Annotated in this window: 19 protein-coding genes; 7 read left to right on the forward strand and 12 right to left on the reverse strand. The window is 64.8% G+C overall.

Annotated features, from left to right (window positions below):
• Positions 1 to 7 precede the first annotated feature (7 nt).
• The 7 genes from ACIBJI_RS08800 to ACIBJI_RS08830 all read right to left on the reverse strand — a co-directional run bounded on the left by ACIBJI_RS08800 (position 8) and on the right by ACIBJI_RS08830 (position 6,529).
• Positions 8 to 547, reverse strand: coding sequence for a flavin reductase family protein (locus ACIBJI_RS08800; RefSeq protein WP_364342550.1), 540 nt, complete (start codon positions 545 to 547; stop codon positions 8 to 10).
• A gap of 128 nt (positions 548 to 675) precedes the next feature.
• Positions 676 to 1,578, reverse strand: a complete 903-nt coding sequence (locus tag ACIBJI_RS08805) for an IclR family transcriptional regulator (RefSeq protein ID WP_364342553.1) — start codon at positions 1,576 to 1,578, stop codon at positions 676 to 678.
• An 80-nt stretch (positions 1,579 to 1,658) separates the two neighbouring features.
• Entirely contained in the window at positions 1,659 to 2,486 is an 828-nt protein-coding gene (locus ACIBJI_RS08810; RefSeq protein ID WP_396958159.1) for an NAD(P)-dependent oxidoreductase, read from the reverse strand.
• Positions 2,483 to 3,970, reverse strand: a complete 1,488-nt coding sequence (locus ACIBJI_RS08815; RefSeq protein WP_396958158.1) for a class I adenylate-forming enzyme family protein — start codon at positions 3,968 to 3,970, stop codon at positions 2,483 to 2,485. The genes ACIBJI_RS08810 and ACIBJI_RS08815 overlap by 4 nt, the downstream gene beginning before the upstream one ends.
• Before the next feature lie 36 nt (positions 3,971 to 4,006).
• Positions 4,007 to 5,200 carry a cytochrome P450 gene (locus ACIBJI_RS08820; RefSeq protein ID WP_364342562.1) on the reverse strand — a complete coding sequence of 398 codons (1,194 nt, stop codon included), beginning with the start codon at positions 5,198 to 5,200 and terminating at the stop codon, positions 4,007 to 4,009.
• A gap of 10 nt (positions 5,201 to 5,210) precedes the next feature.
• Positions 5,211 to 6,206, reverse strand: a complete 996-nt coding sequence (locus ACIBJI_RS08825) for a VOC family protein (RefSeq protein ID WP_364342565.1) — start codon at positions 6,204 to 6,206, stop codon at positions 5,211 to 5,213.
• Between the two features lie 152 nt (positions 6,207 to 6,358).
• On the reverse strand, positions 6,359 to 6,529 hold the full coding sequence (locus ACIBJI_RS08830) for a hypothetical protein (RefSeq protein ID WP_364342568.1): 171 nt from the start codon (positions 6,527 to 6,529) through the stop codon (positions 6,359 to 6,361).
• A 39-nt stretch (positions 6,530 to 6,568) separates the two neighbouring features.
• Here ACIBJI_RS08830 and ACIBJI_RS08835 point away from each other — a divergent pair, with 39 nt between their 5' ends.
• From ACIBJI_RS08835 to ACIBJI_RS08845, 3 genes are all read left to right on the forward strand, one after another.
• Positions 6,569 to 8,179 (forward strand): FAD-dependent oxidoreductase, encoded by a 1,611-nt coding sequence (locus ACIBJI_RS08835; RefSeq protein ID WP_364342571.1) that lies wholly within the window; start codon positions 6,569 to 6,571, stop codon positions 8,177 to 8,179.
• Between the two features lie 9 nt (positions 8,180 to 8,188).
• Positions 8,189 to 8,566: a hypothetical protein gene (locus ACIBJI_RS08840; RefSeq protein WP_364342574.1), complete on the forward strand. Its 378-nt coding sequence runs from the start codon at positions 8,189 to 8,191 to the stop codon at positions 8,564 to 8,566.
• 324 nt (positions 8,567 to 8,890) lie between these two features.
• Positions 8,891 to 9,427, forward strand: a complete 537-nt coding sequence (locus ACIBJI_RS08845; protein WP_364342576.1) for an NUDIX domain-containing protein — start codon at positions 8,891 to 8,893, stop codon at positions 9,425 to 9,427.
• Here ACIBJI_RS08845 and ACIBJI_RS08850 read toward each other — a convergent pair.
• Complete coding sequence (locus ACIBJI_RS08850) at positions 9,411 to 10,277, reverse strand: hypothetical protein (RefSeq protein ID WP_364342579.1); 867 nt, start codon at positions 10,275 to 10,277, stop codon at positions 9,411 to 9,413. The two genes, ACIBJI_RS08845 and ACIBJI_RS08850, sit on opposite strands and share 17 nt — an antisense overlap.
• 642 nt (positions 10,278 to 10,919) lie before the next feature.
• Between ACIBJI_RS08850 and ACIBJI_RS08855 the strand changes: the two genes are divergently transcribed.
• The 4 genes from ACIBJI_RS08855 to cyaB all read left to right on the forward strand — a co-directional run bounded on the left by ACIBJI_RS08855 (position 10,920) and on the right by cyaB (position 13,910).
• Entirely contained in the window at positions 10,920 to 11,570 is a 651-nt protein-coding gene (locus ACIBJI_RS08855; protein WP_364342582.1) for a hypothetical protein, read from the forward strand.
• 118 nt (positions 11,571 to 11,688) lie between these two features.
• Positions 11,689 to 11,910: a hypothetical protein gene (locus ACIBJI_RS08860; RefSeq protein ID WP_364342585.1), complete on the forward strand. Its 222-nt coding sequence runs from the start codon at positions 11,689 to 11,691 to the stop codon at positions 11,908 to 11,910.
• 61 nt (positions 11,911 to 11,971) lie between these two features.
• A complete protein-coding gene (locus ACIBJI_RS08865) occupies positions 11,972 to 13,339 on the forward strand; it encodes a hypothetical protein (RefSeq protein WP_364342588.1) in 1,368 nt (455 codons plus the stop codon).
• Between the two features lie 7 nt (positions 13,340 to 13,346).
• Positions 13,347 to 13,910 carry a class IV adenylate cyclase gene (gene cyaB / locus ACIBJI_RS08870; RefSeq protein ID WP_364342591.1) on the forward strand — a complete coding sequence of 188 codons (564 nt, stop codon included), beginning with the start codon at positions 13,347 to 13,349 and terminating at the stop codon, positions 13,908 to 13,910.
• 275 nt (positions 13,911 to 14,185) lie between these two features.
• On the opposite strand, the gene ACIBJI_RS08875 is transcribed toward cyaB, so the two are convergent.
• The 4 genes from ACIBJI_RS08875 to ACIBJI_RS08890 form a co-directional block, all read right to left on the reverse strand.
• On the reverse strand, positions 14,186 to 14,497 hold the full coding sequence (locus ACIBJI_RS08875) for a hypothetical protein (RefSeq protein ID WP_364342594.1): 312 nt from the start codon (positions 14,495 to 14,497) through the stop codon (positions 14,186 to 14,188).
• Positions 14,498 to 14,513: 16 nt separating this feature from the next.
• Complete coding sequence (locus tag ACIBJI_RS08880) at positions 14,514 to 15,986, reverse strand: class I adenylate-forming enzyme family protein (RefSeq protein ID WP_397083567.1); 1,473 nt, start codon at positions 15,984 to 15,986, stop codon at positions 14,514 to 14,516.
• A gap of 222 nt (positions 15,987 to 16,208) precedes the next feature.
• Positions 16,209 to 17,882: an FAD-binding protein gene (locus ACIBJI_RS08885; RefSeq protein ID WP_397083569.1), complete on the reverse strand. Its 1,674-nt coding sequence runs from the start codon at positions 17,880 to 17,882 to the stop codon at positions 16,209 to 16,211.
• Positions 17,882 to 20,296: a CaiB/BaiF CoA transferase family protein gene (locus ACIBJI_RS08890; RefSeq protein ID WP_397083571.1), complete on the reverse strand. Its 2,415-nt coding sequence runs from the start codon at positions 20,294 to 20,296 to the stop codon at positions 17,882 to 17,884. The genes ACIBJI_RS08885 and ACIBJI_RS08890 overlap by 1 nt, the downstream gene beginning before the upstream one ends.
• Positions 20,297 to 20,299: the final 3 nt, after the last annotated feature.

Consider the following 20,299-nt stretch of genomic DNA (forward strand, 5'->3'; position numbering starts at 1 on the left):
GACCCGGTCACCACCAGCCGACGAGACGGTCCATCAGCAGCGTCGCACTGGCGAGGTAGTCGCCGTACCCACCGCGGAAGAAGAGCAGCGGTGTTCGCACCGACTCGATATTCAGATCGCTGACCCGGCCGACGACCAGATAGTGGTCACCGATTTCGACCACGTTTTCGAGCTTGCAGTCGACCCATGCCACGATGCCGTCCAGCACCGGATTGCCCAGCGGTGACGGTGCCCAGACCACGCCCTCGAAACGGTCCGATCCGCGAGCCGACAATCGGCGTGACGTCGGCTCCTGGTTGCCCGCGAGCGCGTTGGCGCAGAAGCCGCCCGCCTCCTGGATCATTGCCAGCGTCGACGAGGATCGGTTCACCAGAAAAGACACCAATGGCGGCTCGAGCGAAACCGAGGTGAAGGTACCGACGATCAACCCGTGCGGACGCCCGTCGGATGCCGTGGTGGTAATCGCGACGACACTCGTCGGAAAATGTCCCAGCACGTCGCGGAAGCGCCTGGCACCCATCGACACCGGATCCGGAAGCGGACTCATATGGGCCCTCACCTCTCTTGCGCAACGGTCGAGCCGACGGCCGACTGAACGCAAGTTTGGTCAGGAAACCCGGTGGACCCGTGGTTGTTTCCGCTCAGCGGAAAGCGGTCCGGATACGTGCGCGAACCTCAGAACCACTCACCGCGTTCGCCCAGTGCGACGATTCGTCCGAGGGTCTCGGTGAGTGCCGGGATCGGCGGTTCATCCCGCACGACGACGGGTTCGAAGCGCGCCGAATGTTTGCGCGCGGTGTCGCCCATCAGCTTTTCAGATATCGCGTGCGCGGTATTGGCGACCAGCGGCGCCAGCCGCTCGAGCGGTGCTCGCACATCGCCGACGAGCGAAATCCCGCCGACCGGCCCCTTGGGACCGCGGACGGCCGCACCCACACAGGCGATGTGCTGGAAGCATTCGCCGCGCTCGAAAGCCAGGCCGCGACGCGCACGAATGCGAATCAACTCCTGGTGCAGGACCTCGAGATCGCCGATGCTGTGCGCGGTCCGCTTGACCAGGACATCGCGGTACAGATCGTCGATCTGTTCCGGCGACAGCCACGCCAGCATGCTCTTTCCGACGGCCGTGCAGTGCGCGGGTACCCGGCCGCCGACGACGGACGGCACCTGGACGGCGGCCTTGCCGCCGAACTTGTCCAGGTAGTACGCCTCGGCGCCGTCCAGAACAGCCAGGTGCACCACCATTTCGGTGCGCACCGACAAGTTGTGCAGGAGTGGGAACGCCGCGGTCCGCAACGCGCCGTGGCCCTCTTCCCGGCCGCCGAACCCGAGCGCCCGTTGACCGAGGCCGTAGTCACGACCGTTGCGCTCGAGCCATCGCAGCCGAACCAGCTGTTCCAGGATGCGATGAGTCGTCGAGCGCGGCAGATTTGTGCGTCCGGCAACATCCTCGAGCGAGAGCCGGATCTGCGGACCACCGAACGAATCCATGATCAGTGTCATCCGCTCCACCATGGACGGTGGCGCCTCGTGTCGTTCGGAGGTGGCGACCGCATTGTCATTCACCACTGAGGCCATTGGCCAGCCTCCTTCTTGGAGCTCGAACCTCAGGCGCGAGTGTAGCGAAAGAGAGCCGCTGTGTAATGGTGATATCGAAATTAAGTTTCCTCTTTAGGGGCAATATCGCCGATGTCGATCGGTCCGCCGCAGGCCACGCCGAGCAGACCCGAGAAATCTACGCCGGAATCGGTCAATGCGGCTCGGCAGGCGGCGACGTCCTTGTGCAGAAAAGGTGCGACCGCGGCGGCGAAGGATTCCGATCCGCCACGGTCGGCGATATAGCGTCCAGCCGTCGTACCGCCACTGCTCACCGCGAGCGCCTCGAGCATTACGTCTTCGTCTATGCCCACCCCGCGGCCCAATGTCAGGCCTTGCAGGGTGAGCTGTGAGACCGCGGCGAAGAGCAGGTTATTGATCAACTTCACGCGCAGCGCCGACCCCCGCCCACCTGTTTCTATGACCGTTCCGGCATAGCACTCGACGACCCGTCGCGCGATCGAGACGTTTTCGGGCGTGCCACCGAGGAAGACCACCAGCTCACCCGCACGCACCGCCTCCGGTGTGCCACTGAATGTCGCGTCCACGAGCGCGGCCTGTCCGATCGGCGCGAACCGGTCCAGACCGTGCAGCACCTCCGGCGTCCCTGTGGTGTGCGACAGCAGTACCGTGCCCTCCCCCATCGCGCCGACGACCTCGGGCAGCAGCGTGGATATCTGCTCGTCGCCGAACAGGCAGCTGACGATGACATCCGCGGCCGCGATATCCCGGGCCCGATCGACGGGCTCTGCTCCGAGTGCCGCCAGCCGGTCCCGTACCTCCGGCCGCCGTGCGTACAGCCGGACCCGGTGCCCCGCCGCCAGTAATCGCTCCACCATCGCCGCACCGATCCGGCCGGCGCCGATGAATCCGATCGTCAGTGCCGTCATGATCGGCTCCTTCGCTCCCGAACGATGTCGAGCAGTTCCATCCTGCTCACCTTGCTCGATGGCGTGCGTGGTAGCTGGTCCAGGACCACCACGTGCACCGGTACCTCGTACGGCAGCAGGTGAGCGCGGCAGAGTTCGACGAGTTCGTCGCTGTCGGGAGGTATGAGTCCGGGTTCGGTTTCGATCGCCGCCACGGGTACGTGTCCGAGGCGGGCGTCGGGCAGTCCGGCCACCGCGGCCTCGCGCACCGCCGCATGCGTCTCCAGCACTCGCTTGACGGTCTCCGGCTGGACCTTGAAGCCACCGCGGATGATCGCGTCGTCCGCGCGGCCGTCGATCCAGAGGAAGCCGTCGACATCGATCCGCGCCAGATCGCTGGTCTGGACCCACTCGCCGGCGCCCGCCGCGGTCTGCGCGGTGCGGACCTCGAGCCGTCCGGTCGTCCAACCGCCGAGTTCGACGCCATCCTCGCCGGTCACCCGCAACTCGACGCCCGGGAAGGCGCGACCGGCGCTGCCCGCCTTCAGGTCCCACCACTGTTCGTGCAGCGCCAGCGTCCAACCCGCCACCGCGCCCGCGAATTCGGTGGCACCGTATGTCATCAGCACCGGGATGCCGTAGGTGCGAAAGAACGAGTCCGCCAACTCTTTCGGGCATGGCGCTGTCCCGGAGGTGACGACCTGTAGGCTCGCGAGCCGCGCCCGCGACACTCCGGAATCGAGCACCGCCCGCAATGCCGCGGGCACCAGACTCACGGCACGCAACCGATGCCGCTCCACGGCGCTGACCCATGGTTCCAGGACGAACTTGGGCATGAGAATCATCCGCCGACCGGTGGCCAGGCACGCCAGTGCCCGCCACAGGCCGCCGATATGCACCAGCGGCGCGTTCACCAGTACCGCGGAGGTGGAAAGCAATCGGTCGTCCCTGGCCGTCTGCCCGCCGGAAGTCAGTGCCTGATCCAACTGCTCGGTCCGCAGATGCACGCGCTTCGGCGCGCCAGTCGTCCCCGAGGTGAGCATTTCCACCACGGTCCCCGGATTCGTCACGGCCGACGCGCGGATCGTGCCGCTCACGCGTCGCACCGAACCGTCGTCCCGCAGTTCCAGGGCGAAACCGGCCGTCGTCGCGGCATCGAGTACGCCATCTCGGGCCAGCAGCACGGATCCGCACACAACCGCGGGCAGGTCACAGGCGATGATGTCGGCGGCCAGCCGCGGCGCCGGTTGCAGCGGAGCGAGGAGTACGACGCATCGACCGGTCGCGATCAGCGCGGCGACAACCGCGACATGTTCAGGCCGGTTCTCCAGGACCACACCGACTCGGGATCCCGCGCCCAAACCGGCGGATTCCAGTGCATCCACGACCGAGCGCGCGGTGGTCTGGATCCGACCCCAGGTCCACCAGGTCTCCTCGTGCTCGATCGCTTCGGCATCGGCGGGAGCCTCGGCAAGCAGTCGGGTCAGCCGGTCACGAATTCCCACGTGGTAATGCCTTTCGTATCGTGTGCCGGCCGTGGTTCACCATTCGAGGCGCAAGGACATCAGGCCATACATGTTTCCGGTCTGCTCGAGTTGCTGTCCGGGTGCGATCCGGTACTCCGGTATCCGCTTGTGCCACTCCTCCATCGCCACGTTCAGCTCCAGTCGAGCCAGGTGCGAACCCAAGCAGCGGTGCGGTCCCGAACCAAAGGCGATGTGGTTGTTCGTGGCGCGCTGCAGATCCACCTCGAGCGGATTGTCGAACCGCTCGGCATCCCGGTTGCTCACCGCTAGTGGCAGCATCACCATGTCGCCGGACTTCACCGGACAGCCGCCGATCTCGGTATCCCGTGTCGCCTTTCGTGCCGGAATGACGAACGAATAGACACGTAGGACTTCCTCGACGCCATTGGCGATCAGCGATGGGTCGGCCACGATGGCCGCGCGATCCTCATGATGCGCGGCGAAGTGGTACATGGCCCAGCCGATGGCGATGGGGACCGTATCGAAACCGGCCTGGAACATCAGAATGCAGAACGCGTGCATATCGGCGTCGCTGAGTAGCTCGCCATCGATGCGCCAGCTCATCATGCGCGACAGCAGATCATCGCGCGGGGCGTCGCGACGCAGCGCGATCTGCTCTTCGAAATAGGCCGACGCAGCGGTCATCGCGGCAAGTTGGCGACGGTGGTCGGGATCCTCGGCGTGCGGCAGGTGCAGCATCTCATGGACCCATTCCAGGAATTGGTCCAGATCCTGCTCGGGCAGGCCCATAAGCCGCATGAAGATCAGGGTCGGGAACCGGCGCGCGAACTCGTCGAGAACATCCGCGGCCCCCTTCGGCAGCAGCCGGTCGATCATATCCGCCGCGATCTTGCGGATCTCCGGCTCGCGGGCGGCGACCCACTTGGGCCCGAACTCGCTGCCCAGCAGCCGCCGCCACTTGGTGTGCAGCGGCGGATCCAGCATCTCCGGAATCCACAGGAATTTCGGATTCGGCTCGAGCACCGTCACCGAGGTGCTGGAGAACGTCCGCCAGTCCTGTAGCGCCTCTTGAATCGCCTGGCCGTCCGTAATGACCCAATAACCCTGTGCGACAGTACTTCTGAACGCGGAGTGGGTGCCGGCGAGTCGGTCCCACTGCTCATGATGGCTCAGCAGTGGACCGGATAGGCGATTGTCGAAATAGTAGGCGGGCACACCGTCATGGGTGCCCTGGGATTCGAGCGTCATACCGATCCTCTCACAACCCGGCCGACGGTGTGGTCGACAGGAACGCGCCGCCCGGGCCCACATCGAGGGCCTCGCCGTACCACGTCTGCCCCCACTGCAATTCGGGGATCTTCCACTCCAGCGCCTGCCAATCCGGATCCATGATCAAATACCCGCCGGAGTAGAGCTCGACGCGGTGACCGGAGCCGGGATCGTGGATGTAGAGGTACATCGCCTGCCCGATGCCGTGCTTGCCCGGACCGTGCCCGTAGTCGATCTCGAGATCACGGATCTCGTCTGCGGCCCGCAGAATGTCGTGGTAGTTCTCGATATTGAAGGCCACGTGGTGGAACGCCCCGTTCTTCTCCTCCCCGTTGACACCGATCGCGATGTCGTGCACCTGCGGGGTCACCGACAGCCAGGAAGCCAGGATGGTCTCCGGGAACTGCGGGATCATCGCGAACTCCCGCCGCTTGAACCCCAGCGCGTTGCGCAGCCAGCCCTCGGCCTGGTTCACCGTGGTCGGGCTGCACTGCACGTTCAGATGGTCCAGCCGCCGAACTCCGAAACCGCGGCGGCGGGAACTGTTGCTGAGCAGCTTCGAGCGCAATTCCGGTGGGGCAACCGGCTTTTCGATGTCGTAGTAGAGCTCGAAGGGATGCTCGCTGCCGGGCACGAGGAAGCGGATCGCGGTGCCGCGGCCGAGTTCGTGATCGACGGGCAACTCCACCGCCTCGATCTCCGCCTCGGTCAGCTGCTTGTGGAACAGCTCGACATCCTGGGGCCGTTTCACCCGGAAGCTGTAGCTGTTCACCCGCGCCTCGTCCTGCTGGGTGAGCACCAGCGAGTGGTGCACCAATTCCTGGTACCCGCGCAGATATGCCACACCGTCGGATTCGGCGACCACCTCCATGCCCAGCAGGTCCCGGAAGAACCAGATCGAACGCCGCAGATCCGGCGTCCCCAGGTTCAGGCCACCGGCATGGGCAATCTCCGGGCCGGGATCGTAGTCGTGCGAACCAGCCATGCGAGCTCTCCTTCGAGTCGGAATGTCCTGCTGGCTGGCAAGTTTGAGCGGGAAACCGGGCAGCGCACGCCGGACTTTCCGAACACTGGGACGCGCTGCCTCCCGACGAGCCACCGTGGACTGCTCCCCCACCGCGACCGGCGCCATCCCGCTCAGCGGAATCCCGCACTCGACCCGACATCGCAGGTCGCACACTCATCCGACATCCGAATTCCCGTGAACCAGGTCACCCCACCGGCCATATCGCGTCGCGACCGGCTGCGGCAGATCAGCGAAACACCGCGGTGCACGAAGGGCTCGGCGGCGTCAGCCTGCGTCGCCACGCAAGGACCGGAGCGCCTCGATTCGACAAGGAGAACGCAATGCCCGCTGACGAGGAAACCTACGACGTCGTGGTCGTGGGGTCCGGAGGAGGTGGCCTGATCGCCGCCTATACGGCCGCCGCGCGCGGGCTGCGCACACTCCTGCTGGAAAAGTCCTCGCTGATCGGCGGTACCACCGCGTATTCCGGTGCGGGACTGTGGTTTCCCGGCAGCGCCCCGATCGCGCGCGCGGGCATCGAAGATGATCCCGAGGCCGCACGCACCTACCTGCACGACGTTGTCGCCGACAACTCGCGCGAACCGCTGCAGGATGCCTATCTGCGGACCGCGCCCCAGCTGATCGACGACCTCGAGCAGAACCCACTGTTCGGGTCCTTCACCTACCAGCCCGTGCCCGAATACTTCTACGGGCGTCCCGGATCCACCGCCACCGGGCGAACCATATTCCCGCAGGAAATCTCGGTAGCCGAACTCGAGGAACTCGCCCCGCTCATCCGGCGCTCCGTCCCGGAAGAACGCTGGGGTATCGACGAAGGGCCGGTGCTAGTCGGCGGCCGCGCACTGATCGGCCGGGCGCTGAAAGCCTTCCTGGCAACGGGCAACGGCTCCTACCTGCTCGAAACCGCCATGACCGACCTCGTTGTCGAGGACGACCGGGTCACCGGTGTGGTTGCGGTCAGCGGCGGCCAGCGCCGCACATTCCGCGCCACCCGCGGCGTGATCCTGGCGGCGGGCGGCTTCGAACACAACCGTGAGATGCGCGAGCAGTATTCGCCCGTACCGCTCACCGGCGAATGGTCCCACGGCGCGCCGGGCAACACCGGTGACGCGATCCTGGCCGGTCGCGCGATCGGCGCGGCCACCGACCTGCTCGATGAGGCCTGGTACGTCCCCGGGGTGGTGCAGCCCGACGGTCGGCCCGTCTTCCATACCGGCACCCGCGGCGGGATCTGGGTCAATGCCGAGGGCGAGCGCTTCATGAACGAGACGCAGCCCTACGATCGCGCCGGGCACGAAATGGCCCGGCTGCAACTCGAAACCGGCGTTACGCACAGCACCGCGCACTGGGTCTTCGACCACCGGCAGCTCGAGCGTGACGGCTTCGGGGGCGATCCGGAGCAGCCGGTGCGTCCGGAGTGGTTCGCATCGGGCGCCTTGCGCCGCGCCGACACTCTCGAAGAATTGGCCGATCTGATCGGCGTGCCGCCGGAGAAACTGCGCAAGTCGATCGAGGAGTTCAACGGCTATGCGAAATCCGGTGTCGACGAGCGTTTCCATCGCGGCGAGGCGCCGTGGGACCAGATGTTCCAGTACATCGTCGGTTACCCGGCCGATCCCCGGCAGAACTACATCGTGCCGCTGGCGACCGACCTCCCCAACCCGCTGCTCATCCCCGTCGACACCCCGCCCTACTACGCGGCCACCGTCGTGCTGTCCGATATCGGAACCAAGGGTGGTCTCGTGACCGACGAGCACGCCCGTGTACTCCGCTCGGACGCAACGCCGATCGAAGGTCTATACGCGACCGGCAACACCATGGCGGCGATGTCGGGCGGCGCGTACCCGGGCGCAGGAACACCGATCGGTTCGAGCCTCGTTTTCGCGTATCTCGCCGCACTCGACCTCGCCGGTGCCGCATCAAACGAATAGGAGTCGGCCATGACCCGAGTAGCCACACTCACCGAATCGACCCTGTCGGGAAGGCCCTTCCTGCCTGCCACACTCGATATCGCTCTGCGTTGTCCGGCCCGGTCCGACTACATCGAACTGCGCTTCGCGACCTCGGCAGGGTCGTGGCAATGGTGCTTCCCCGAACCACAGCACCGGTACGCCGACCCGAGCGCCGCCACCTCGATCGCGCTGGCATTCGGGCGGTACGGCGCCCAGGCTCATCTGATTCGAGCAGGTGGGCTCGGCCCAGCCCTCCCGAGCTCGGCGGCCCTGCCACTGATCCTCGCCGACGCCCGAATCCTGGTCGAGCGCCGGCTGATCACCCCAGGCTTGTCCGCGGCTCCTGCCAAAGGCCCTGCCGCATAGGGCAATACCGTCGTTGCCTGTGCACTCGTTGACCCCGCACAGGCAACGCACCAGGCTTCAGGAGAGAAATGGCTACGTTCGTTGTGGTGCACGGTGGCGGGCACGGGAGCTGGTGTTATCAACGGGTGGCTCGGTTGCTACCGAACCGCAAGCGGTGACCGACGCGCTACTCGAGATCGCCGCCGCCTGAGCAGAACTTACGGTGCACGTGCCTATCGGCAGCCGTGAGCGGGCATACCAGTGGTGGCGCATTCACAGTCTGCAGCCATATGGCAAGTACGACAGGAGCAGCCCGAGGTATTCCCGCGGGCGTAGGGTCGAGCCGTGAAGCGCACCCAGTGGAAGATCCACGGCGAGAAGCTGGTAGACGAGAACCGACACATTCGGTTGTCGACTGTGGATGTCGAGCTGCCGGATGGCGTGAAGTTCACGCAGTACGTGGCACGGATGCCGCGCTGTGCGATGACATTGGTACTCAACGAGAACCGCGAAGCTCTGTTGATGTACCGGCACCGGTTCATCATCGACAAGTGGGTGTGGGAATTGCCCGGTGGCTATGTCGACCACGCCGAAGACGTTGCTGCCGCCGCTGCGCGCGAAGTGGAGGAAGAAACAGGCTGGCGGCCGAAGTCGATGGAGCGATTGGTCACCTATCAGCCGTCGATCGGAAGCCTGGACCAGCCACAAGAGATCTACATAGCGCGAGGTGCCGACCTCACCGACACGGCGCCGGACATCAACGAAGCCGAAGACATCCGTTGGATACCGCTGGCTGACGCGGCGGCGATGATCGATCGAGGCGAGATCATCGGTGCGGCAACCGTTGTCGCGATCTATCGCGCGCTCAGTCTCGACGCGTAGTGAGTTCGCGGACCTGCTGCCGGAAGTCCTCAACATCCGGCATGGCGGCGTGGGGGCTCAGTCGTTGGCGCAGGTCACCCAGGTATGCGTAGCTGCGTCGCGACGACAAGCCCGCCGCGATATCGAGTGCCTGGTGGCCGATGCGTACGGCTTCCAGCGGGTCCTCGCTCGCGCGGGCGGAAGCGAGTAGCGCCAAGTTGAAGGCGCGTCCGCGCAGGTAGCCATGGGACATGTCGAGCGATTGTTCGGCGAACCGCGCGGTTCGCGCATTGTCTCCCAACTCCCGGAAGCAGTGGGCGATCTTGGCAGACATGTACGCGCTGTCGAAGTAGGCGAGCCATGCTGGCCGGTCAGACGATTCTGCCTTGGCGAACGTGCGTTCGGCCGCAGTAATCGATGCGGTGCACATCGAGTCGTCCAGTCGTGCGGCGTGGCCATGGGCCTCGACCATATGGCATTCTGACTCCAGCGCGGCCAGTCCCGCACTGCGAGCGGAGATTTGGGCTGCACGAGCCAGATCGACAGCATCACCTGGTCGACCGACGTATGTGGCCTGATGGCTCATGGCCGCAAGAATCTCCGCTCCCAGACCGGGGTCTCCGGCGGCGCGGGCCAGCCGCAACGCTTGGATTAGGTATCGCTGGGCCAGTCCGTGTTCTTCCTGGTCGTAGGCGGCCCATCCCGCGAGTTTGGTGAGTTCGGCTGTCGTGGCAAACAATTGGCGGCCGATTTGCTCGGCATAGTTGCCGCGCAGCAATGGTGCGACGGAGCTGTGCAGGTATTGCACGATCGTCGGCCTCACCTTGCCACCGCCGACCTTGTTGTCGAGGTCGCGAAATGCTGCGCTCATGGTGCGCACCGCATCGACATCTCTTTGACCAACGCGCCGGATACCCACTGAGACAGGGTGTTCCGGTCCGGGAAGAGTTAGCCAGCGCATCGAAGCAGCCGGATACACCGCCACCGCATATGAGGCGCCCTGCAGGAACCGTCTGCGCTCCACGTCACTCCTCCACAGCGCCGCTACCGACGCCGTCGCTTCCGCCAAACTCAGCGAGAACTCCAACCCCAAATCGACCGGATCCCGACCACCGGACATTCCGCACGCCGATGCAGTGATCCGACGGCCGAGAGCTTCGGTCATAACCTCCGCAATCAGTTCCGGCCCTGGCGAATTCGGCTGTTGACCATCAAGCCATCGACCGACCGATCGATGGTCATACGCCAGGTCCAGGCCGATCGCGCGCCCTCGCTCCACGACCCGCCGCGCGAGACCCTTGTTGCTGATACCGGACTCGTCGAGCAGCTCATCCAGTTCCCGGTTCGGCTGCTTGGGCTGGCGTCCCATAGCCGGAGTGTGGCACGAGCAACACCCCCGCGCCATCCTCAGCCGGATTCGCACGCCCCCCGTGCACACCCCCACCCCACCTGCGCACACCTCCACCACGCGCACGTCTTATGCGCGTACCCGGTAGCGCGGTGTCCTGAAGCGATGGAAGAGATGAAGCTGAAAGCCGTTGGCCTGGTACGTCCGGACAAATCCGGACTTGCCGCATCACGCCACGCGATCGCTGCCCGCCGCCACGCCGAGCAACTGGGGTACCGCTACCTGTACACAGTCCGGCCACCCGAGCGTCACCCCGATCCGATCGGGTACACGCTCAGTATCGCATTCGGTGTGCGTGCGGCCGCGTTGATCATCTACGACTTGGCCACGACCGATAACACACCGGCCCGCGTGTGTGACTTCTGCACACTCGAAACGGTGTGCCCTCCGACGACTTGGACCGCTGCGTTGCCCGGGGGCGTCGACCCTGCCCACGCACATCCCGATCACCCATTGACGCTCGCTGATTCTCGCCGAATCATGCAGACTCACATAGCATGTCGGGCCACCGCCTGCCCTCGCAAAGCGAGTGCGCTGAGCTGTCTCGTCCGCGCGGGCAAGCTCGTCCCGCCCATGACGACTCCCCGCGAACGCGCCGCTGCTCGCGGCCTGCCGTTCCCTCCGCTGGATTACAGTGCGCCGCTAACTGTCGGCCCTGACATTCACACGCTGCTGGAAGTGCTCGACGGCCTCACCGCTCCCGACGCTGACGCTCATGCGCTGGGTGCCCAACTCGCCCATAATCCGTGGAGGTGACGTGCCCGGGAGCGCCCATGGAATGGATGAGTTCGAATCCCCCGGATCGATTGCCCGCCAGCCTCCTTCACGTCGTTCGCACAAACCGGGCTCGATCGAGCACCGACGAGTCCACTTCATGACAGGACATTCAACCTCACCTCGTCCGGAGGAGGATGACGTTCATCTGTCGGTCCACTTGCACGATGTGCGAATGGATTTCGCCGCCTGCGTCACCGCGGCATTGCTGTTCGTGCAGGACTGGCGCACTTACCACTATCACGACGCCGTAACCGTCATCCCGGGTGACACCGACGGACTACCCCGCCTCCCGAATGAACGTTTGTTCCTCGAACCTTGAACGCCATCAGACCGCCCCCAGCCCGGCGGTCCCGGACTCTCAGCGGTGCGCCATGATCGGCATGACCAATCCTTTTGCCCACGAACACAAATCCGAATCCACTTATCTCGATGTCGCAGCCAACGACCACGGCTATGAAAAGGGGCTGCTGGTGCACCGCGCACTCACTCGCATCCCGGACACCGACCCACATCTAGTCGAGATAGGCCCCGGCGGCGGCGCCGCGGTCGAATTTCTCGCCGCGCAACTTCAGGATCAGCCGAAGACACCACGCCTCACTCTCATCGAAGCCCCTGGTGTCCGCTCGCAATCGCTGGCGCGGGCGATCGACCGGTTCAACTCTGTGGGGCAGTGCGCCCTTGTGCAAGGCTGGGCGCACGACCTAGCAACTCTCGTACCCGAGCCGGTGGACGTCATCAGTGCGTCGGCACTGCTGCACGAGGTCTATTCCTACGGTGGCGCATACAACGGATTGCACTCGATGATGCGCACCTTCCCGACCGTGTTGAAACCCTATGGATTCTTCGTCTACCGCGACGTATACGCCGTCGACGCGACCTCGCTGCACGAACCGGCGGTCCAGTCCTACAGCGCGCAGTCGTGGTTGCAGTTTCTACGCTTGTTCCTACCGCACTACCTGCGTGAGGGCGTCCATCCCTACCATCATCACGACGACGAGGTGACCGTCCGCCAAGACTCCCGCATCGTCCCGGCCATGAACCTGAATACCCGCATCTGCGCGGTCATTCAGGCACCCATCGGTGTGTTCCGTGAAGTACAACGCCACTACATCACACTGCGCGACCACATCTGGCGCTGCGGAGTTCTCGGATTCTCACCCATACTCGATGGCCAACTGTCCGGCGACTGGATCGATTTCCGCTCCGGACACAAACGCGTCCACTTCGAATTCACCGACAGCGGCTGGATATCGGCCACCGACCGCGAGAACATATTGGCAGTCAGCGAACCTTACGCCGACCATTACGTCGTCGACGGCGACATCTTCGACGCAGTCACCGATGTCGCCCTGAATCTATTCCTTGCTGCCACCGAGACCGACAAATCCTGCGCCGAGATCTGGCGAAGCTGGCTCGAGCGTGAGGGCCGCGAAACATACGCCTACCTCACCGCCGACGAACTAATGGCTGCATTCGCGATTAATACCGTTGAGGCGGAGTCCAATTCACACTCGGTGCTGATGCCTGTCAGGGATGCTGATGTCCTTGTCAGGCACAGGCACTACTACAACCGCTTTCTGACCAAGCAGCTTCCCAACCCGCTGATCGATGCCAAGCAGATGATCCTTTTCCAGAACATCCCAGTCACCGACGCGGCCGCGCTTCAGCAGGCCCTCGGTACCGTTCGCCTGCATTGCTCCAAACCCAATCTGGCCCGCGTGCACACCGCCATCCACACGAGAGGATGATCCATCCATGCACCTGATCGAGGTCGAACGCAAGCGCGAACTTCCCGACAGCGACACCCTCTTTGTCCGGCTTGCCGAACTGGGCTACCGGCAGGCCGGTCAGCTCACCGAGGTCGACACCTACTACAGCCGCCCCGACGTCGACTACATGGAAACCGTTGAATGCCTGCGGGTTCGACACCGCGAAGGCTTCGCGGAGGTCACCTACAAGCCGCCGTCGACCGCCAGCACACACAGCCATACCGACGTGATCGCGAAGCATGAAACCAACGTGATCCTCGACGGTCCCGACCAGGCCGACGCTGCCAACGAACTCCTCGCCGCTATCGGCATGGTCGAACTCGTCCGCGTCGAGAAAACCCGCACCACCTACCGCCACCCCTACCGCGAGGACATCGTGGTCAGCATCGACACAGTCACCGGAGCCGGAACCTTCGTCGAAACTGAAGTCACCGCCACCGAAACCACCGTCGCAACCGCGCATCTCGAACAAATTGAAAACGAGCTCGGAATCGCCGACCACGCCGTGGTCAACCTTCCCTACCGCGATCTCGTCATGGCGCACAGCTGATGACCTGACTTCATCGGGGAACCCATCCAATGCAAATACGGGCGCGATGTGCGATGGCTCCAAATACGTGCACCCAAGGGGTCTGCCCGCTACCACCAAATAGAACACCGGCGGCGGGTTCGCGGTGTCCCTCATGCTGGGGAGACAACGCCGTCGCGACCTCGTCCGTGAACGGCATAACCGATCGAGCTCTACTGCACAGTGGCTGTGCATCGCCGATCCGGTTCGAACGCTGATTGAAGGTGGCTCAGGCCTACCATCCAGCGCGACACCGGTCAGTCCGATGCCGGGAGCGGCTTGGCCGCCTTGAGCTCCAGCGCCTCGCCATCGATGGCGGGAATTCCGGGACCTGGCTTGGTGCAAAGCAATTCGACTGTTGCGTCGGCGTTGGTGTAGCGCTTTCCTATTGCGGTGCCGACGTTGGAGGTGGCCGGGGCGGCGGTGGCGTTCTTTTCCACTGCGGAGAGCACTGCGGGGGCGCCGCCGATGGTGAGTTCGATCGGGTCCGCGGGGACTTTGACGACGATCAGTTCTGTCGAATCGACGGCGCTGTAGACGCGTGTACCGGGCTTAAGGGATAGTGCCATGGGGTTTCTTACCTCTCTAAGGTGCGCTCAGGTCCTCGAGCACGAGCCTGCGCAGTAGCTTTCCGGTGTCGGTGTGCGGCAACGAATCTCGGAAGACGATCGTTTCCGGGGTCTTCGAGCCGCGCAGTCGCGAGCGGACGAGGATGCGCAACTCTTCATCGGTTGCGACAGCGCCTGCGCGGAGCACTACCGCTGCGGCGAGGGTCTGGCCCCATTCGTCACTCGGCGGTCCGACCACGCATGCTTGGGCGACTGCCGGATGTGACAGTAGAACCTCTTCGATCTCGGCTGGGGCTATGTTTTCGCCGCCTCGGATGATTGTGTCGTCGGCTCTGCCCTCGATGAATAGGTAGCCGTCGGGGTCCACATGGCCTTTGTCGCGGGTGCAGAACCAGCCGTCGGCGTCCAGGAGGCTGCCGGTGGCGTATTCGCCGGAGATTTGTTCGCCGCGTAGGAAGATGATGCCCGATTTTCCCGGTGGTAGTGCGTGGCCGTCGTCGCCGCGGACCTCGATCTCGATCGTGGGCAGCACTTGTCCGGCCGAGGACAGGCGGGCTCGGATCAGTGGGTCGTCGGAGAGCAGGGCGGCTCGGTGGTCTTCGGGGCCGAGGATGGCGATTGTCGATGCGGTTTCGGTCAAGCCGTAGGCGTTGACGAATCCGACTTCGGGGAATCGCATAAGCGCTTCTTGCAGTATGCGTTCGGAAACCCTCGCACCGCCGTATGACAGGGAGCGCAGCGTCGGGAGGTTCGCGCCGTCGGCTGCTACCGCGTCCACGATGCGCGCCAACATCGTCGGGACCACCATCGCGTTGGTCACGGCTTCGGCGCGGACCGTGTCGAGCCAGACCGATGGATCGAAGGCGCGCAGGTAGACCAGGCGTCGCCCGGCGAACAGATTCGACAGCATGTTGGCGACGCCTGCGACGTGGTAGGGCGGTACTGAAACCAGTACTGCCTCTTCGGGATCGGCGCTGCCGAATTCGACAGTACTGAGCAGGTAGGCCATGAGGTGGCGGTGCCGGAGTAGTGCCGACTTCGGGGCGGCCGTCGTGCCGCTGGTGTACAGCACGACCGCCACGGCGTCGTCGTTGAACTGCGGCTCCAGGGATGGCATGTCGGTGGGCAGAGCGGCCAGCCAGTCGTCGAAGACGTGTGCCCGCGCCGTCACTCGCGGCGCGGTCGCCGCATCCGCCAGCACGAGAGCGTCGGATTGCCGGTCGATCAAACTGTTCAGTTGAGCGTCGTCCAACCGGTAGTTCACCGGCACGAACGGCACCCCCGCGCACGCCGCCGCCAAGAGAGCGACCGGCAGTAGCGGGTGGTTCTCCCCCGCATACACAAGCGCGGGAGAATCGCGCAGCGTCGCCGCCCCGCCCCTCGCCAGCGCACCGAGTTCGGCCCCGGTCACTCGCCGGTCGGCGTCGCCCAACAGGACACGGTCGGCGAATCCCGACTCGATCATCTCGACCATCGCTGAGAGATGCATGTCTTCAACAACTTCCGAAATGCGTGGCGGTGATGGATCGGGACGGAACGAGCCGGTCGCTGATACCTCGTTCAGCAAAGTCGAGTACGAAACTCGTCATTCCGGCATGCTTTCTGCCCGTATCCATATTCCCGCGATGGCCCGAAAGCCTCAGCGGATTTTCGCTGAGAGCATGGCGGAATGGCGAGGGCCGTTGCTGCACAGGAGTTTCCGCACCAGACACTAGGCCACCCCGGCGGCCGAAGAAGCGTGATCCGCTGCGACATAACCGAATACCGCCGACGCGGCGATACTCGCTCCCGCTCCGAGATACTTGCGTCCCATCACGGAGGCAGTGCAGTTGCCCGTCGCATACAGCCCGGGAATCGGCTCGTAATCCGTATTCAATACCCGGGAGAACTCATCACAGAGCAGCCCACCGCTGGTACCGATATCTCCGGGGTACAGCGCGGCCGCGTAGAACGGCCCCTTCTCGACCGAGCCCAGACTAGGGTTCGGCTGGTGGGTGCGATCGCCATAGAATCGCTCGTGGTCGCCCTCGCCGCGATGGAAGTCCTCATCGACGCCGTTTTCGGCGAACAGATTGAACCGATCGATCGTCTCTCGGAGCGTGTCGGCGGGGATATCACATTGGCGCGCAAGGTCTTCCAGAGTGTCAGCGCGCTTCAGCACACCGCCGGTGATCAACTCCTTCGGGGTCCAGCCCGCGGGCGCCATCCCGAACACGTAGCGCGACCGGTGGCGCGAATCGATGATCAGCCAGGATGGAATCGCCGCACCGTTCTCGCGGTGCCGCGCGTACATCTGCTGTCCGGCTTCCTGATACGAGCAGGCCTCGTTGAAATACCGAAGGCCCTTCGCATCGACGATGAGCGAGCCCGGCTTGCACCGCTCGGACAGACACATGCCGGGGGTGCCGTCGGGCATGATCCACGAGGGCATCCACCACGCCTCGTCCAGCATGTCGGTCGCGGCTCCGAGACCCTCCGCGATCCGGATCGCCTCCCCGGTGTCCCCCGGGTTGGCCGAGGTCCAGTCGGCGCCGACCGGCAGCCCGTCCGAATGCTCCTTGCGCATCGTCTCGTTGCGGGCGAAACCGCCTGCGGCGAGCAAGATCCCGTCCCGGGCACGCACGCGCACATCCCGGCCCTCGCGATGGATGACGGCACCGACGACCCGGCCGTTCTCGACCACGAGATCCGTGAGCGCGGACTCGGTCCAGATCGGCACCTCGCGCCGCAGCAGCGCGTCGACCAACCGGGCGATCAAGGCCGCGCCATTGGCCGCCAACTTCTGTCCGCGAATGAGTCCGTCGACGGTGCGCCGTCCGACCCTGGCGATGGTTGCCATGCCGATTCGCGTGCGCATCAACGACATCGGCGCCGCTTCCACGGTGTAGATCACCATGCTGCCAGCGAAGCCGGGCCGGATCCGATCGCACCACGCCCCGAGTTTCTTCTTGTCGAAGATCTCCGGTTCGATTGATCTGCCCCGGGCGGATCCGCCTTCGATGCCCCGAACTCCGGCGTAGTAGTCGCTATATCCCTCGCAGCGCCGAAATTTCAGGCCCTCGGATTCGAGGAACGCGACCATCTCGATTCCGGAATTGACATAGGTCAGTCTCCGAGCCGGAGACGACGCCGGGCCAGCATCACCGACGACGGAGTCGAAATAGGCCATGGCGGTGTCGAGCGAATCGGACACGCCCTCGCGCTGCATCAGCGGATTGTTGGGCAGCCACATCACACCGCCCGACATGCAGGTCGATCCGCCGAGCAGGTCGGACTTCTCCACGACGAGAACATCTTTGCCGAGGACATGGGCACGCAGCGCGCCAACGACCCCGGCGCCGCTGCCGACGACCAGGAAGTCGGTCGTATGGTCCCAGTCGTTCATCACTTTCCCCTACCCATTGCGGGCGCCCGCCCGATGACACCGTCGTCTTCCAGTGCGGCGATCTCTGACGCAGTGAGTCCGAGTCCCGCCAGCACTTCCTGGTTGTGCTCCCCCAACAAGGGTGCGTGGCGCGTATGCCAGCGTTCGGGACCGTCCGACAGCGTGAACGGCACCGTGCTGTGCCGCACCGTCGGGTTCACCGGATGCTCGACGTACTCGTAGAAGCCACGCGACTCGAGTTGCGGCAGTTCGGCGACGCGATGCGGTTGCATGACTTTGCCCACCGGAACGCCTGCGTCCCAAAGGATTTGGACGATCTCTCCTGCACTGCGCTGCCCACACCAAGCGGCGAGGTTCTTGTCGATGAGGTCGTGCTGCTCGCGACGCCCACTGGCAGTGGACAGCGCCAACTCCATCGCCCAGTCGGGCCGACCGAGCGCATCGCACAAAGCCGACCATTGCTCATCGCTGGCCACCGCGACGGCGACCCAGGAGTCGTTGCCGCCGTATTCGTCGGTATCGGCGGTCCGGTAGAGGTTTTGCGGTGCCGCTTCCGGTCCCCGATTACCGTCGCGCACAAGGAGTTGCCCGTATGCGGAGTGCTCGATCACCTGTTCGGCAGCGACATTCATCGCGGCATCCACCATCGCCGCCTCGACGAGCATGCCATCGCCGGTACGCCGCCGATGTTCCAGTGCGAGCAGGAGCGCATTCAGGGCGTGCAGACCGGCATTCGGATCGCCGATCGAGAACGGCTCGACCGGGTTCTGGTCGGGATGGCCGGTCAACCAGGTGAGTCCGGACGCATCCTCGATGATGTAGGCGAAGGCCGGGTTGTCCCGCCACGGCCCGTCGAGGCCGAATCCCGGCATCCGGAGCATGATCGCGTCGGGGCGCAGCGCGCGCACCTTCTCGTAGTCGAGCCCGATCTGCTCGAGCACCCGCGGGGTGTAGTTCTCGACGATCACATCGCAACTCTGGATCAGCCGGTGCAGCACCTCGAGTCCGCGCTCGCTCCGGAAGTCCAGTGTGACGCTCTTCTTATTCGTGTTCAGGCTCGAGAAGATCGGCGAGCGTTCCCACCACTGTTCCTCGCTGAGCGGGACACCGGCGATGAGCCGGGTTCCGTCGGGGCGGGTGGTCGACTCGACGTGGATCACTTCGGCACCGAGCATGGCGAGCAAGTGTGTGCAGGACGGGCCGGCCCAGAAGGCGGTCATGTCCAGCACGCGAAGTCCGTTGAAGGGCAATGCTTTCGCCGTATCGGTGGCCGTCGTCTGCCGAGCGGCCGGGGGTGTGGTGGAATATCGTTCCCCGTGCTCGTCGAGGCGCGGGGCGGGCCTGGGTGCGCGCGGTGGTTCGGACCCCAGGCGGTACGGCGGGGCGGGTTGGATGTAGCTGTCGCGGGGGTTGGCCACGAACGACCCGCGCGCCCGGTAATGCTCCATCTCCGCGATGTTCTCGCCATTGGCTACCAATGAATTCGGAATTCTGAAAGCCGTTGCCAGCTCACGGATTTCCTCGACGGTGTGCTCGGCGAACCACGGAGCGATCTCACTTGCCAGATCGCCCGCCCGCCCACTGATCGAAAACGGTGCGCTCTCGTCGATCCACTCCGGGTGGCCGACCATCGCGCACAGGTCGAACCACTGCTGGGCGGTCCCGCATCCGACGGCCACCATGCCGTCCTTGGCGCTGGCCACCCCGGGCACCATGAGCCCTCGTCCCGGGCGCATCAGCCGACCGAGCGCCTCGAAGAACGTGACGGAATAGTAAGTGAGACTGAGGATCTGGGTCTCCAGCATGGACAGGTCGACCAGCGCGCCCACGCCGGTGTCGAGGGTCCGTGCCCGCGACGCCAAGGTGCCGGCGGCGGCATATGCCCCGGCAACCCATTCGCCGATTCGACCTCCAACGTGGACCGGGGCACGGTCGGGAGCGCCGCGGCCGAGCCCGATGATCCCGCCCGACCACGCCTGCAGAGTGAACTCGGTCGCCGGTCGGTCTTGCCAGGGACCATGCAGACCGAATGGGGTGATCGAGGTGACCGTCAGATGGGGATGGCGGTGCCGGATGGCTTCCGGTGTGAACGACGGATGCTCCGCCACCCGCGACCCGCGACTCCACACCACGGCGTCGGCCCATTCCAGCAATCGGTCCACGAAGTCGATCTCACCGGCGTCGTTCGGATCGGCGACGACACTGTGCTTGGAGCACGAGAGGAAACCGAACAGCGCACCGTCGGAACCCGACGGGATTTCGGCGTGCGAGGCCGACCAGCTCCGTAACCGATCGCCCTCGGGCGCTTCGACTTTGACGACCTCGGCACCGGCATCGGCCAGCAGCTTCGTACAGTAGGCTCCCGCGATTCCGCTGGAGAAATCGACGACCACATAACCATCGAGCGGTTCCACGAG

The sequence above is a fragment of the Nocardia sp. NPDC050408 genome (assembly GCF_044458905.1).
Taxonomy (GTDB): Bacteria; Actinomycetota; Actinomycetes; order Mycobacteriales; family Mycobacteriaceae; genus Nocardia.